Annotated in this window: 14 protein-coding genes; 1 reads left to right on the forward strand and 13 read right to left on the reverse strand. The window is 58.9% G+C overall.

All coding sequences use genetic code 11. The features are described from left to right. The 13 genes from lpxA to rpsB all read right to left on the reverse strand — a co-directional run bounded on the left by lpxA (nt 1) and on the right by rpsB (nt 12,851). Nucleotides 1–777 carry an acyl-ACP--UDP-N-acetylglucosamine O-acyltransferase gene (gene lpxA / locus MKS85_RS09650; protein WP_047227570.1) on the reverse strand — a complete coding sequence of 259 codons (777 nt, stop codon included), beginning with the start codon at nt 775–777 and terminating at the stop codon, nt 1–3. Further along, nucleotides 774–1,214 carry a 3-hydroxyacyl-ACP dehydratase FabZ gene (fabZ, locus tag MKS85_RS09655; protein WP_047227569.1) on the reverse strand — a complete coding sequence of 147 codons (441 nt, stop codon included), beginning with the start codon at nt 1,212–1,214 and terminating at the stop codon, nt 774–776. Before fabZ ends, lpxA begins: the two co-directional genes overlap by 4 nt. Before the next feature lie 108 nt (nt 1,215–1,322). Beyond that, a complete protein-coding gene (gene lpxD / locus MKS85_RS09660; protein WP_139051055.1) occupies nt 1,323–2,378 on the reverse strand; it encodes a UDP-3-O-(3-hydroxymyristoyl)glucosamine N-acyltransferase in 1,056 nt (351 codons plus the stop codon). A gap of 3 nt (nt 2,379–2,381) precedes the next feature. Continuing rightward, complete coding sequence (locus MKS85_RS09665; RefSeq protein WP_047227567.1) at nt 2,382–2,885, reverse strand: OmpH family outer membrane protein; 504 nt, start codon at nt 2,883–2,885, stop codon at nt 2,382–2,384. Between the two features lie 45 nt (nt 2,886–2,930). Then, a complete protein-coding gene (gene bamA, locus MKS85_RS09670; RefSeq protein WP_139051056.1) occupies nt 2,931–5,306 on the reverse strand; it encodes an outer membrane protein assembly factor BamA in 2,376 nt (791 codons plus the stop codon). Between the two features lie 74 nt (nt 5,307–5,380). Then, nucleotides 5,381–6,733 (reverse strand): RIP metalloprotease RseP, encoded by a 1,353-nt coding sequence (rseP, locus tag MKS85_RS09675; protein WP_139051057.1) that lies wholly within the window; start codon nt 6,731–6,733, stop codon nt 5,381–5,383. Between the two features lie 52 nt (nt 6,734–6,785). Continuing rightward, the gene (gene ispC / locus MKS85_RS09680; protein ID WP_139051058.1) at nt 6,786–7,976 is read right to left on the reverse strand and encodes a 1-deoxy-D-xylulose-5-phosphate reductoisomerase; all 1,191 of its coding nucleotides are present in this window, start codon (nt 7,974–7,976) and stop codon (nt 6,786–6,788) included. Beyond that, nucleotides 7,973–8,779 (reverse strand): phosphatidate cytidylyltransferase, encoded by an 807-nt coding sequence (locus MKS85_RS09685; protein WP_047227564.1) that lies wholly within the window; start codon nt 8,777–8,779, stop codon nt 7,973–7,975. Before MKS85_RS09685 ends, ispC begins: the two co-directional genes overlap by 4 nt. Further along, nucleotides 8,779–9,534, reverse strand: a complete 756-nt coding sequence (gene uppS / locus MKS85_RS09690; protein WP_047227563.1) for a polyprenyl diphosphate synthase — start codon at nt 9,532–9,534, stop codon at nt 8,779–8,781. The genes MKS85_RS09685 and uppS overlap by 1 nt, the downstream gene beginning before the upstream one ends. Nucleotides 9,535–9,547: 13 nt before the next feature. Beyond that, nucleotides 9,548–10,105: a ribosome recycling factor gene (frr, locus tag MKS85_RS09695; protein ID WP_047227562.1), complete on the reverse strand. Its 558-nt coding sequence runs from the start codon at nt 10,103–10,105 to the stop codon at nt 9,548–9,550. Next, a complete protein-coding gene (pyrH, locus tag MKS85_RS09700; protein ID WP_024779012.1) occupies nt 10,102–10,845 on the reverse strand; it encodes a UMP kinase in 744 nt (247 codons plus the stop codon). Before pyrH ends, frr begins: the two co-directional genes overlap by 4 nt. A 210-nt stretch (nt 10,846–11,055) precedes the next feature. After that, on the reverse strand, nt 11,056–11,922 hold the full coding sequence (gene tsf, locus MKS85_RS09705) for a translation elongation factor Ts (RefSeq protein WP_047227561.1): 867 nt from the start codon (nt 11,920–11,922) through the stop codon (nt 11,056–11,058). Between the two features lie 191 nt (nt 11,923–12,113). After that, nucleotides 12,114–12,851: a 30S ribosomal protein S2 gene (rpsB, locus tag MKS85_RS09710; protein WP_003198231.1), complete on the reverse strand. Its 738-nt coding sequence runs from the start codon at nt 12,849–12,851 to the stop codon at nt 12,114–12,116. Nucleotides 12,852–13,201: 350 nt separating this feature from the next. Here rpsB and map point away from each other — a divergent pair, with 350 nt between their 5' ends. Continuing rightward, nucleotides 13,202–13,984, forward strand: a complete 783-nt coding sequence (map, locus tag MKS85_RS09715; protein WP_047227560.1) for a type I methionyl aminopeptidase — start codon at nt 13,202–13,204, stop codon at nt 13,982–13,984. The last annotated feature ends 18 nt before the right edge of the window (nt 13,985–14,002 follow it).

Consider the following 14,002-nt stretch of genomic DNA (forward strand, 5'->3'; position numbering starts at 1 on the left):
TTAGCGAGTGATGCCGCGAGTCGAGGACTGGATGGAGTCACGGAATATCGCGACTTCCGGGAACTGCGCCGAAGCCTCGGCCAGCTCGACAAGGGCCTGTTCGACGGTCAACCCCTGGCGGTACACAACCTTGTAGGCGCGCCGCAATGCCGTGATCGCCTCTTCGCTGAAACCACGACGGCGCATGCCTTCGAAATTCATACTGCGGGCTTCGGCCGGGTTACCGAACACAGTGACATAGGCCGGTACGTCCTTGCCGATGGCGGTGCCCATGCCCGAGAAGCTGTGGGCGCCGATATGACAATATTGATGGACCAAGGTGAAACCGGACAGGATCGCCCAGTCGTCCACATGCACGTGGCCAGCCAATGCGGTGTTGTTGACCAGGATGCAATGGTTGCCAATGACGCTGTCATGACCGATATGGGCGTAGGCCATGATCAGGTTATGGTTGCCCAGGGTCGTTTCGGAACGATCCTGAACGGTGCCACGGTGAATCGTCACGCCTTCGCGGATCACGTTGTGATCGCCAATGACCAGCCGGGTTTCTTCACCTTTGTACTTGAGATCGGGCGTGTCCTCGCCTACCGAAGAAAACTGGTAGATGCGGTTGTGCCGACCGATCCGGGTCGGACCCTTGAGAACTACATGGGGCCCGATCACCGTACCCTCGCCGATTTCCACACCTGGGCCGATGATCGACCATGGGCCGACCTCGACATCGGCGGCCAGGACTGCCGCCGGATCGATGATTGCGCGAGGGTCAATCAAACTCATAGTTTGCGTTCCGCACAGATGATTTCAGCGGAGCAGACTGGCTTGCCGTCGACCGAAGCCTGGCATTCGAACTTCCAGATCTGGCGCTTGCAACTGATGAATGTGGCTTCGAGGATCAGCTGATCGCCCGGGGTGACCGGCTGGCGAAAACGCAGCTTGTCGGAGCCCACGAAGTAGTAAAGCGTGCCGTCGGCAGGCTTCACGTCGAGCATTTTGAAACCAAGGATCCCGGCAGCCTGAGCCATTGCCTCGATGATCAGCACGCCGGGCATGATTGGATGCGCGGGAAAGTGACCATTGAAGAACGGTTCGTTGATGCTGACATTCTTGTAGGCGCGAATCCGCTTGCCTTCAACGTCAAGTTCCACCACCCGGTCCACCAGCAGGAACGGGTAACGGTGAGGCAGGTATTCGCGAATCTCGTTGATGTCCATCATTTCGGGGGGAAGCCTATGTAAAGATTGGAAGCGCACGATCGACGCGCGCCCCTCTAGCAAATCAAGGAGGCAGTCTAGCGGCTGTGCACACTTGATATGGAAATGGTATCAGCCATCTGATGAAGCATTACCGTCAGGGGTCACGTCCCCTACACGCTTTTCCAACTGACGCAAACGCCGCGCGATGTCATCGAGCTGGCGGATTCGGGCCGCGCTCTTGCGCCATTCGGCCGCCGGTTGCATCGCCGTGCCGGAAGAATAAGCACCCGGCTCGGTGATCGAATGGGTCACCATGGTCATTCCGGTGAGGAATACGTTGTCACAAATATCAATGTGCCCCACCAGCCCCACACCACCGGCGAGCATGCAATGCTTGCCGATCCGGGTGCTGCCGGAAATGCCTACGCAGGCGGCCATGGCGGTGTGATCACCGACCTGGACGTTGTGAGCGATCTGAATCTGGTTGTCGAGCTTGACGCCATTGCCGATGACCGTATCAGACAGGGCACCACGGTCGATCGCGGTGTTGACACCGATTTCCACGTCATCACCGATGGTCACGCCGCCGATCTGGGCGATCTTTTGCCAGATCCCCTTTTCCTTGGCAAAACCGAAACCTTCACCGCCCAGTACCGCGCCCGACTGGATCACCACCCGCTTTCCGATACGCACGTCGTGATACAACGTGACCCGCGGAGCAAGCCAGCCACCCTCACCGATCTCGCAGCGCGCACCGATGAAGCAATGGGCGCCCAGCGTGACGCCCGGGCCGACCCGGGCGGCGCTTTCAATGACGACAAAAGGACCGATGCTGGCCGTGGGATCAACCACCGCATCCGCCGCGATGACCGCGCTGGGATGAATGCCGGGGGCCGACTTGGGCTTGGGGTCGAACAGGTGGGAAATCCGCGCATACGCCAGATAGGGATCCGGCACGATCAGCGCATCGCCTGCAAACCCGTCGGCATCGGCAGGCTTGAGCAACAGCGCTGCGGCCCGGCTGTCGGCCAAGTATTTGCGATATTGAGGATTTGCCAGGAAGCTCAACTGAGCTGGGCCAGCCTCTTGTAAAGTGGCTAGCCCAGTGATGACCTTCTCCGGGTCGCCACGCAGGGTGGCGCCGAGGAACTCAGCCAGTTGGCCGAGCTTGATAATCGCTGTCATGGATTACTTCAGCTGATTCATGCGCTCGATAACCTGGCGCGTGATGTCGTACTGGGGTTTGACGTCAATCACTGCACCACGCTCGAACACCAGGTCAAAACCACCTTTCTTGATGACTTCTTCCACCGCCCGGTCGAGCTTTGGCTTGAGCTGCTTGAGCATCTCGCGGTCGGCAACGGCTTTCGCTTCGTTCAGCTCCTTGGACTGGAACTGGAAGTCACGAGCCTTTTGCTTGAACTCAAGCTCCAGACGCTCACGCTCGCCCTGGGCCATTTTGTCGCCACCGGAGACCAGACGATCCTGGATACCCTTGGCGCTGCTCTCCAGGCTCTTGAGCTTGGTCAGTTGCGGGCCGAACTTCTTCTCAGCATCCACGGCGTATTTCTTCGCCGCGTCGGATTCCAGCAGGGCCATCTGATAGTTCAGTACGGCAATCTTCATGTCGGCAAAAGCCGGACCTGCGACCATCAAGGTCGCCAGGAGAACCAATTGAGTCAACTTACGCACGATGTACTCCTACAAAATCCATTGTCGTTATCTTGGGTCAGACGCTTAGAACGTCTGGCCGAGGGAGAATTGGAACACTTGGGTTTCAGCGTCATCCGGTTTCTTGATCGGCATCGCCAGGGCGAAGCTCAATGGACCGAGCGCGGTGACCCAGGTCACACCCACGCCCACGGAACTTGCCATGTTGCTCAGGCTGATGTCGTTGCACTTGGTATTGGACCTGGTGCCGTCGGCGTTGGTGGTGTCCTCGCACGAAGAGTCGAATACGTTACCCACGTCCCAGAATACCGAGGTACGCAAGGAGCGCTGATCCTTGACGAACGGCATCGGGAACAACAGCTCGACACCGCCCTGGATCAGGACATTACCACCGAACGGCAGCGGATCCTGGTCCGGATCACGTATGGTTCCCGGGTTGGTGCCCTTGCTTGGCGTACTGCGCGGACCAAGGGTGCTGTCCTTGAAGCCACGGACCGAGTTGAAACCACCAGCATAGTAGTTCTCGTAGAACGGCAAGCCGTCGGTGGAACCATAACCGTCGCCATAACCCAGCTCAGTGTGCAGGCGCATGGTGTAATTATCAGACAGCGGCTGGAACAGTTGGCCACGATAGTCGAGCTTGAAGAACGAGAGGTCGCTGCCAGGGGTGGTAGTTTCCAATACCAGGCTCTGGGAACGACCACGGGTCGCCAGCACACCTTTGTTCAGGGTCGATTCGGACCAACCGACAGACGCCTTGAAGTTCAGGTACTTGTCGCCTTCCTTTTCAACGAAGTCAAAAATCTCGTCAACGGTATAACGCCCGGTGCTGATCTCGTCCTGCTGTGCGGTGAGACCGAACGTCAGACGCGAAGTCTCGCTGATTGGATAACCCACGTTTACGCCTGCACCCAGGCTGTCCACGGCATAGCTGGAGATGTCGGAGTCGAGCTCATCATAGTCAGTGGTGCGATAGAAGGCGTTGTAGCCCAGGCTCACACCGTCAGCAGTCCAGTAGGGGTCCACGAAACCGAAGTTGTAGCGGGTCTGGTATTCGCTGCGGGTCAAGCCAACGCTGACCCGGTTACCGGTACCCAGGAAGTTGTTCTGGGTGATCGAACCACCGAGGATCAGGCCGGCGCTCTGGGCGAAACCGACGCTGGCGGTGATCGAGCCGGACGCCTGCTCTTCAACGCTGTAGTTCACATCGACCTGGTCATCGACGCCCGGTACTGCCGGGGTCTCGACGTTGACTTCCTTGAAGAAGCCCAGGCGCTCCAGACGAGTCTTGGACTGGTCGATCAGGTAGGTCGACGCCCAGCCACCTTCCATCTGGCGCATTTCACGGCGCAGCACCTCATCTTCGGACTTGGTGTTGCCACGGAAGTTGATGCGGTTGACGTAGGCACGCTTGCCCGGATCCACGGCGAAGGTGATGTCGACGGTATGGTCTTCATCGTGCGGTTGCGGCACGCCGTTGACGTTGGCGAAGGTGTAGCCCTCGTTACCCAGACGACGGGTGATCAGTTCGGAAGTGGTGGTCATCAGCTTGCGCGAGAACACCTGGCCCTTCTGCACCAGCAGCAGCGAGGTGACCTGGTCTTCCGGCACCTTCAGGTCGCCGCTGAGCTTGACGTCACGAACGGTGTACTTGTCGCCTTCGTTGACGTTGACGGTGATGTAGACGTGCTTCTTGTCCGGGGTGATGGACACCTGGGTCGAAGCGATATCCATGTTGATATAGCCGCGGTCCAGGTAGTAGGAACGCAGACGTTCCAGGTCACCGGAGAGCTTTTCACGGGCGTACTTGTCGTCGTTCTTGAAGAACGACAGCCAGTTGGTGGTCTTGAGTTCGAACAGGTCGATCAGGTCTTCATCAGGGAAAACGGTGTTGCCCACCACGTTGATGTGCTGGATCGCCGCCACCGTGCCTTCATTGATGTTGACCTTCAGGCCTACGCGGTTGCGCGGCTGCGGCACCACTTCGGTGTCGACGGTGGCCGAGTAACGGCCCTGGGCAACGTACTGGCGTTGCAGCTCGTTACGAACACCTTCGAGGGTGGCGCGCTGGAAGATCTCGCCTTCGGCCAGACCGGACTGTTTGAGGCCCTTCATCAGGTCTTCAGTGGAGATCGCCTTGTTGCCTTCGATCTCGATACTGGCAACCGATGGACGCTCAACTACCGTGATGACCAGTACATTGCCATCACGACCCAGCTGGATATCCTGAAAGAAGCCGGTTTTGAACAGCGCGCGAGTGGATTCCACCAGACGCCGATCATCCGCCTGCTCGCCGACGTTTAACGGCAAGGCACCAAAGACACTACCCGCGGAGACCCGCTGGAGGCCATTGACGCGAATATCAGAGATAGTGAAGGACTCGGCGTGAACTTCGGCGATCATCAATACGGTGAGAACCGCAGTTAGCAGCAGACGTTTCATGAAGTCCTTTCTTATTCCAACTGGCAATAAACAAACTGCCGCAAAATGCGGCAGATTCGCAATTCAGCGAAGCGTTACAGACGACCCAGATCGTTGACCAAGGCAAGCAACATCACCCCGACCACCAAGCTGATACCGATCTGTATCCCCCAACCTTGCACCCTATCCGACAAGGGACGACCACGCGCCCACTCGATCAGATAAAACAACAAATGCCCCCCATCCAGTACCGGAATGGGCAGCAAATTCAGAACCCCCAGGCTAATGCTCAGATAAGCAAGGAAATTCAGGAAATCAGCGACGCCCGACTGGGCAGAAGCGCCCGCCACTTTAGCAATGGTTATCGGTCCACTCAAGTTTTTTACCGAGAGCTCGCCGAACAACATTTTCTTGAGCGAATCGAGGGTCAGGATGCTCATGGTCCAGGTACGACGCGCGCCCTCGCCAATCGCCGCCACAGGGCCGAAACTGACCTCGCGGATCATTTCCGGCGGCCAGTTGACAGCCTTGACGCCGGCACCCAGATAGCCGGTCGGCGCCTTGCTCTCGCCACGGGCGCCCAGGGTTACCGGGACGTCGATCGGCGCACCATCGCGCTCGACGCGCAGCACTATCTTGCTGTCCGGACGTACACGAACCGAATCGACCACCTGCTGCCAGTCACTGACCGGCAGGCCATCGAGCGCCAGCAGCCGATCACCGGTCTTCAGGCCTGCAGCCTGGGCCGGGCCTTTCGGGTCGAGTTCGGCGAGTATCGGCGGCAAGGCCGGACGCCATGGCTTGATCCCCAGGGAACGGATCGGATCCGGCTCGTCGGCGCCCTTGAGCCAGTTGTCCAGGATCAGTTCGCGAGGCGAATCCACCGTGGAACCCTGCTCGCGCACCATCAATTGCAACGAACCGCTCTCACCCAGGCGACGCACCAGTTGCAGGTTGACCGCCGCCCAGCCCGATGTCGGCTCCCCATCGATGGCAACGATTTCCTGCCCGACACCCAGCCCGGCACGGGCGGCGACGCTGCCGGCCTCCACCCCACCGATGACCGGCCGTACCTGCTCGCTGCCCAGCATGGCCAGGGCCCAGAAAAAAACCATGGCCAGCAAAAAGTTGGCTATCGGCCCCGCCGCCACGATGGCAATACGCTGACGGACGGTCTTGCGATTGAAGGATTGGTCGACCTGATCGGCCGGCACTTCACCTTCGCGCTCGTCGAGCATCTTCACGTAGCCGCCCAGCGGAATGGCGGCCACAACGAATTCGGTGCCCTTTTTGTCATGCCAGCGCAGCAGCGGCATGCCGAAACCGACGGAAAAACGCAGAACCTTGACGCCACAGCGCCGCGCGACCCAGAAATGACCGAATTCGTGAAAAGTGACCAACACCCCCAATGCAACCAGGGTGCCGACAATCATATAGAGCGCGCTCATCTGTTTTCTCCGCAATCCTGCCCAGGACAACCCTGGCTAACGTACCGCAGCCTCAACGCCCGTGGCGCTTCAACCATTGGCCCGCCAGCTCACGAGCCCTGGCGTCCGCCGTGAATACCGCATCGAGGTCATCGAGCGAAACCACAGCCTCGAGGTTCAAGACCTCCTCGATGATACTCGCGATCTCGAGGTAACGGACACGTCCGTCGAGAAACGCTGCAACCGCCACTTCATTGGCAGCATTGAGCATGGCCGGAGCACTGTTGCCTGCCTCAGCCGCTTGTCGCGCCAGACGCAGGCATGGAAAGCGCTGCTCATCAGGCGCCTGGAAATCCAGGCGGGCAATGGCGAACAGGTCCAGCGGCGCCACGCCCGAATCAATCCGCGCAGGCCAGGCCAGCGCATTGGCGATCGGAGTACGCATATCCGGGTTGCCCAATTGAGCCAGCACCGAACCGTCTATGTAATCCACCAGGGAGTGAATCACGCTCTGCGGGTGAATCACCACTTCCACCTGGGACGGCTTGGCATCGAACAACCAGCAGGCCTCGATCAGTTCCAGGCCCTTGTTCATCATGCTGGCCGAATCCACGGAAATCTTGCGCCCCATGGACCAGTTCGGGTGAGCACAAGCCTGCTCGGGTGAAACATGCACCAACTCTTCCAGCGGAGTCTGCCGGAACGGACCGCCGGAAGCCGTCAGTAAAATCCGCCGGACCCCCACTGCGCCCAGGCCGAGGGAAAAGTCCTGCGGCATGCATTGAAAAATCGCATTGTGCTCGCTGTCGATGGGCAGCAGCACCGAACCGCTTTTGCGCACGGCCTGCATGAACAGCGCGCCGGACATGACCAGTGCTTCTTTATTGGCCAGCAGGATTTTCTTGCCTGCCTCCACCGCCGCCAGCGTCGGACGCAAACCCGCCGCGCCGACAATCGCCGCCATCACCGCGTCGACTTCAGGATCGGAGGCGACCTGACACAACCCTTCCTCCCCCACCAGCACACGGGTAGGCAAGCCTGCCGCGCGCAAGTCGTCCTGCAAGGCTCGGGCAACGCCAGCCTCAGGCACCACGGCGAAACGCGGGGTATGGCGTATGCACAGCGCCAGCAGCTCACTCAAGCGAGTAAAACCACTGAGGGCAAATACCTGATAGCGCTCCGGGTGACGGCCGATGACATCAAGCGTACTCAGTCCGATCGAACCGGTAGCACCCAGGACGGTAATTTGTTGAGGGCGACTCACGATGCCGCCATCCATAGCAACACGGCAAAGATCGGAATCGCAGCGGTCAGGCTGTCGATGCGATCCAGCACGCCACCATGGCCGGGCAGCAGATTACTGCTGTCCTTGATGCCGGATTGACGCTTGAACATGCTTTCGGTCAGGTCGCCGACCACCGATACAAATACGATGAGAGCAGCCCCAAACAGGCCCATCAGCAACTGCCCGGCACTCCACTCCCGCACGACGCCGACCACCGCTGTGATCACCAGGCTCAAGGCCAGGCCTCCATAGACCCCTTCCCAGCTCTTGCCGGGACTGACCTTGGGAGCAAGCTTGCGCTTGCCAAACGCCCGTCCGGAGAAATAGGCACCGACATCCGCCCCCCAGACCAACACCATCACAGCCATGATCTGCCAGTTGCCCAACGGGCCTTGCTTGATCCAGATCAGCCCTTGCCAGGCCGGCAGCAGGATAAGCAGGCCAATCACCAGCTTCGCGGCAGCACCTGCCCAATGATGCGTGGTCCGCGGATAGGTCAACACCAGGAAGGTCGCCGTGGCCCACCACAATACCGCTGCCCCCAGAACCCAGGGCGCGATACCCGGCACCAGGTACATGACGAACAGCATCGCCGCCACGGCCACGGCATAGGCCACGCGCGCAGACTGCGCCGGGAAGCCCGCCAAGCGCGCCCACTCCCATGCCCCCAAGGTCACGACCAACCCGATGAACAGCGCGAAACTGGCACCTTCAAGCAGGAAAAATCCACCCAGGGCGATGGGCAACAGGATCAGAGCGGTGATGATTCGTTGTTTAAGCATTAAACCCGGGCTCCAGCTTCGATCTGCTCGCTCGTTTTACCGAAACGACGCTGACGGGAAGCGAAATCGGCCAGCGCCGTGCGCATGGCTTCGTGTTTGAAGTCCGGCCAGAACAGGTCGGAGAAATACAGCTCGGCGTAAGCCAGCTGCCAGAGCAGGAAGTTACTGATGCGATGCTCGCCACCGGTACGAATGCACAGGTCCGGCAACGGCAAGTCGCCAGTGGCCAGACAGGTCTGCAGCAGCTCAGGCGTGATGTCTTCCGGCCGCAGATGCCCGGCCTGGACCTCCCGCGCCAGCCGCTGGGCTGCCTGGGCGATGTCCCATTGGCCGCCATAGTTGGCGGCAATCTGCAGGACGAACCGATTGGCACCCGCCGTGGCGGCCTCGGCTTCGCGCATCGCAGCCTGCAACTCGGGATGAAAGCGCGAGCGGTCACCAATGATGCGCAGGCTGATGCTGTTGTCGTTGAGGCGCTTGGCCTCACGCCGCAGAGCCTTGAGGAACAGATCCATCAAGGCGCTGACTTCATCGGCCGGACGCTGCCAGTTCTCGCTGGAGAAGGCGAACAGGGTCAGCACCTCGACCCCGGCCTCGGCACACACCTCGATGACCGCGCGAACTGCATCGACCCCCGCCTTGTGCCCGGCCACGCCAGGCATAAAGCGCTTCTTGGCCCAGCGATTATTGCCATCCATGATGATCGCCACGTGACGCGGAATCGCAAACGGCACGGCCTGTTTGGTCTTTTCCATGAAAACGAGACCCTTATACGGCCATCAGGTCTTTTTCTTTCTGCGCCAAATCCGCATCGATCTTAGCCACGTACTTCTTGGTCAGATCATCAATCTCGCCAGCGGCGCGACGCTCTTCGTCTTCACTGATTTCCTTTTCCTTGACCAGATCCTTGAGCTGGCTGTTGGCATCACGACGGATGTTGCGCACGGCAACGCGAGCGTCTTCAGCCACATCACGGGCCTGCTTGGTGAAGCCCTTACGGGTTTCCTCGGTCAGGGCCGGCATGGAAATCAGCAGCAACTCACCCAGGTTGGTCGGGTTCAGGTTCAGGCCGGCACTGCCGATGGCCTTGTCGACCGCGCCCAGCATGTTGCGCTCAAAGGCAACGACTTGCAGGGTCCGGGCATCCTTGACGGTGATGTTGGCCACTTGCTTGATCGGCGTATCAGCGCCGTAGTACGGCACCATCACGCCTTCGAGAATGCTTGGGTGCGCCTGGCCGGTACGAATGCGACCGAAGTTGTGTGCCAGCGATTCCACGGATTTCTGCATGCGCTCTTGAGCGTCTTTCTTGATTTCGTTGATCATTGTTGTACTTCCTCGATCAGTGTTCCTTCGGCGCCGCCATGCACGATATTCAGCAGGGCGCCGGGCTTGTTCATGTTAAAGACGCGCAGCGGCATCTTGTGGTCGCGGCACAGACAGATAGCCGTCAGGTCCATGACACCCAGCTTGCGATCCAGTACTTCATCGTAGGTCAGATGATCGAACTTCTCGGCATGCGGATCTTTGAACGGGTCAGCGGTATAGACGCCATCGACCTTGGTTGCCTTGAGCACGACATCGGCATCGATCTCGATCGCTCGCAAGCAGGCGGCCGAATCCGTGGTGAAGAACGGATTGCCGGTGCCGGCGGCAAAAATCACCACTTCCTTGGCATTGAGGTGGCGCATGGCTTTGCGGCGGTCGTAGTGATCGGTCACGCCGACCATGGAAATGGCCGACATTACGATGGCCGAGATATTGGCACGCTCCAGCGCATCGCGCATAGCCAGGGCGTTCATCACAGTGGCCAGCATGCCCATGTGGTCGCCCGTAACCCGATCCATGCCGGCCGCGCTCAGCGCTGCGCCGCGGAACAGGTTGCCGCCGCCGATGACCAGGCCGACCTGAACGCCAATTCCGACCAACTGGCCGACTTCCAGCGCCATGCGATCCAGCACTTTCGGATCGATCCCGAACTCTTCCGAGCCCATCAGGGCCTCGCCGCTAAGCTTGAGTAGAATGCGTTTATAGCGAGCCTGATAACCACTGCCCTGCTGAGCCATTGCGAATCTCTCCTGCGGCGTATTTTCGAAAATTCTTTCAGGCTGTTTGCAGCCTGCGTTCACTCTAGCTTGACGCTGACACAGCGCCATCGAAACACGGCTTTGTAAGCCAGTTCCGACAGGAAACCAATAAAAATCGGTATCCCATCCAAAAAGAGGCTGCGCGCGTGAGCGGGCAGCCTCTTCAGGGCGACAGTTAAAAAAACCGTCTTATTGCTTGGAAGCAGCCGCTACCTGAGCAGCAACTTCGTCAGCGAAGTTGTCGACTGGCTTCTCGATGCCTTCACCTACCGCAAAGCGAGTGAAGGAAACGATTTCAGCGCCGCCTTTCTTGGCCAGGGCACCCACGGTGATTTCCGGGTCCTTGACGAAAGCTTGCTCAACCAGGCTGGCTTCAGCCAGGAACTTGCTGATGCGGCCGCCGATCATTTTTTCAACGATTTCAGCTGGCTTGCCTTTCATCTTGTCTTCGTTGAGGCTCATGAACACGGCTTTTTCGCGTTCGATGGCTTCAGCGGAAACTTGCGATGGCAGCAGGAACTCAGGGTTGCTGGCCGCTACGTGCATGGCGATGTCCTTGGCCAGTTCAACGGAACCGCCCTTGAGGACAACTGCAACACCGATCTTGTTACCGTGCAGGTAAGTACCGACCACGTCACCTTCAACGCGAGCCAGACGACGGATGTTGACGTTCTCGCCGGTCTTGCCGACCAGAACCAGACGATCAGCTTCACGAGCTTCGATCAGCGGAGCGACATCAGTCAGTTTGTCAGCAAAGGCTTTTTCGACGCTGGCAGCGACGAATGCCTTGAAGTCATCCTGCAGAGCCAGGAAGTCGGTCTGGGAGTTGACTTCCAGCAGAACGGCGACCTTGCCGTCGTCCTTGATGGCGATGGCGCCTTCAGCGGCGACGTTGCCAGCTTTCTTGGCAGCCTTGATGGCGCCCGAAGCACGCATGTCATCAATGGCTTTCTCGATGTCGCCGCCAGCCTTGGTCAAGGCCTTCTTGCAGTCCATCATGCCTTCGCCGGTACGCTCGCGCAGTTCTTTGACCAACGCTGCAGTAATCTCTGCCATTTCAAAATCCTCTTGGATAGGTTTTCAACCATTCCACCCGATTGAACGGGCGTGCAATTCTTCCCGAACCACCTTTGTTAGCCGCTGCACGTTACAGATGCTGTAGCTGCGCTGCTGACAAATGGTTTTCGAGGTGGCAAAAAGGGGGCCAAGCCCCCTTTTTGCTTACTGAGTCAACGCCAGGGCGTCAATTACTCAGCGGCTGCTGCCGGAGCTTCTTCAGCGAAGACTTCGGTGCCGCCATTAACATTGTTGCGACCACGGATAACAGCGTCAGCCATCGAACCCATGTACAGCTGGATGGCGCGAATGGCGTCATCGTTGCCTGGGATGATGTAGTCAACGCCTTCCGGGCTGCTGTTGGTATCGACAACGCCGATGACCGGGATACCCAGCTTGTTGGCTTCGGTGATCGCGATGCGCTCGTGGTCAACGTCGATCACGAACAGTGCGTCAGGCAGACCGCCCATGTCCTTGATACCGCCCAGGGAGCGGTCCAGCTTCTCAAGATCGCGAGTGCGCATCAGCGCTTCTTTCTTGGTCAGCTTGGCGAAAGTACCGTCTTCGGACTGCACTTCAAGGTCACGCAGACGCTTGATGGAAGCGCGAATGGTCTTGAAGTTGGTCAGCATGCCGCCCAACCAGCGGTGATCGACGTACGGCGAACCGCAACGTGCTGCTTCTTCAGCAACGATCTTGCCAGCGGAACGCTTGGTGCCGACGAACAGAATCTTGTTTTTGCCCTGGGCCAGGCGCTCTACGAAGGTCAGTGCTTCGTTGAACATCGGCAGGGTTTTTTCAAGGTTGATGATGTGGATCTTGTTACGCGCGCCGAAAATGTACTTACCCATTTTCGGGTTCCAGTAACGGGTCTGGTGACCGAAGTGCACACCGGCCTTCAGCATATCGCGCATGTTGACTTGGGACATGATAGTTCCTTGATAAGTCGGGTTTGGCCTCCACGTATCCCAATGACCAACCAGCGGCCTATATAAGCCGAAGGCACCCAGGTCATCGTGTCGACACGTGTGTGGATTTAAGCTTGCGGGGTCATCCCCGGAAAGCGGCGCATTTTATACCACAGCAAGGGCGAAAACGGAACACGGATTCTGAAACCCCCTGTGGAAGGGGTTTTATCCCCTCGCCACAGAGTTCCATCCAGGCGATAGGGTTCATTGCGCTGATCGTCTGTTAGAATCGCCTCTTTCAGGGCCGCGCTGCTCATCATCCGCCGCCTATTTCGTTTTGAACAGCGCCGCCGGGCGCAGAGAGAGCCTGTATGACCGTCACCCTCAAGACCCCCGAGGACATCGCAAAAATGCGTGTCGCCGGCAAACTCGCCGCCGACGTGCTGGAAATGATTGCCGAACACGTCAAGCCGGGCGTTACCACCGAAGAACTGGACCGGATCTGCCACGACTACATCGTCAACGAGCAGAAAGCCATCCCTGCCCCGCTCAACTATAAAGGCTTCCCCAAGTCGATCTGCACCTCGATCAACCACGTGGTCTGCCACGGCATCCCCAACGAAAAGCCGTTGAAGGATGGCGACACCCTGAACATCGACGTTACCGTCATCAAGGATGGCTACCACGGTGACACCAGCCGCATGTTCCATGTCGGCAACGTGCCGGAATGGGCCCAGCGCCTGTCGAAAGTCACCCAGGAATGCATGTACATGGCCATCGAACTGGTGAAACCGGGCTGCCGCCTGGGAGACATCGGTGAAGTGATCCAGAAACACGCGCAGAAGAACGGCTTTTCGGTGGTGCGCGAATTCTGCGGCCACGGTATCGGCAAAGTGTTCCATGAAGAACCGCAGATCCTGCACTACGGCCGTGCCGGCACCGGCATGGAGCTGCAAGCGGGCATGACCTTCACCATCGAGCCAATGATCAACCAGGGTCGCGCCGACACCAAGGTACTGGGCGACGGCTGGACCGCCATCACCAAGGACCGCAAGCTGTCGGCCCAGTGGGAACATACCTTGCTGGTTACCGAGACTGGGTACGAGATCTTCACCCTGCGCAGCGATGACACCATCGCTCGCGTTTCCGCCTGATCCACAACCCAGCTATAG

Source organism: Pseudomonas sp. JL2, assembly GCF_031570495.1.
GTDB classification, from domain to species: Bacteria; Pseudomonadota; Gammaproteobacteria; order Pseudomonadales; family Pseudomonadaceae; genus Aquipseudomonas; species Aquipseudomonas rhizophila.

Coding starts and splice junctions, on each gene's coding strand:
- bamA (WP_139051056.1), bottom strand. CDS start 5,306: ATGAAACGTCTGCTGCTAACTGCGGTTCTCACCGTATTGATGATCGCC.
- lpxA (WP_047227570.1), bottom strand. CDS start 777: ATGAGTTTGATTGACCCTCGCGCAATCATCGATCCGGCGGCAGTCCTG.
- pyrH (WP_024779012.1), bottom strand. CDS start 10,845: ATGGCTCAGCAGGGCAGTGGTTATCAGGCTCGCTATAAACGCATTCTA.
- lpxD (WP_139051055.1), bottom strand. CDS start 2,378: ATGACAGCGATTATCAAGCTCGGCCAACTGGCTGAGTTCCTCGGCGCC.
- rpsB (WP_003198231.1), bottom strand. CDS start 12,851: ATGTCCCAAGTCAACATGCGCGATATGCTGAAGGCCGGTGTGCACTTC.
- frr (WP_047227562.1), bottom strand. CDS start 10,105: ATGATCAACGAAATCAAGAAAGACGCTCAAGAGCGCATGCAGAAATCC.
- rseP (WP_139051057.1), bottom strand. CDS start 6,733: ATGAGCGCGCTCTATATGATTGTCGGCACCCTGGTTGCATTGGGGGTG.
- uppS (WP_047227563.1), bottom strand. CDS start 9,534: ATGGAAAAGACCAAACAGGCCGTGCCGTTTGCGATTCCGCGTCACGTG.
- tsf (WP_047227561.1), bottom strand. CDS start 11,922: ATGGCAGAGATTACTGCAGCGTTGGTCAAAGAACTGCGCGAGCGTACC.
- fabZ (WP_047227569.1), bottom strand. CDS start 1,214: ATGATGGACATCAACGAGATTCGCGAATACCTGCCTCACCGTTACCCG.
- MKS85_RS09685 (WP_047227564.1), bottom strand. CDS start 8,779: ATGCTTAAACAACGAATCATCACCGCTCTGATCCTGTTGCCCATCGCC.
- map (WP_047227560.1), top strand. CDS start 13,202: ATGACCGTCACCCTCAAGACCCCCGAGGACATCGCAAAAATGCGTGTC.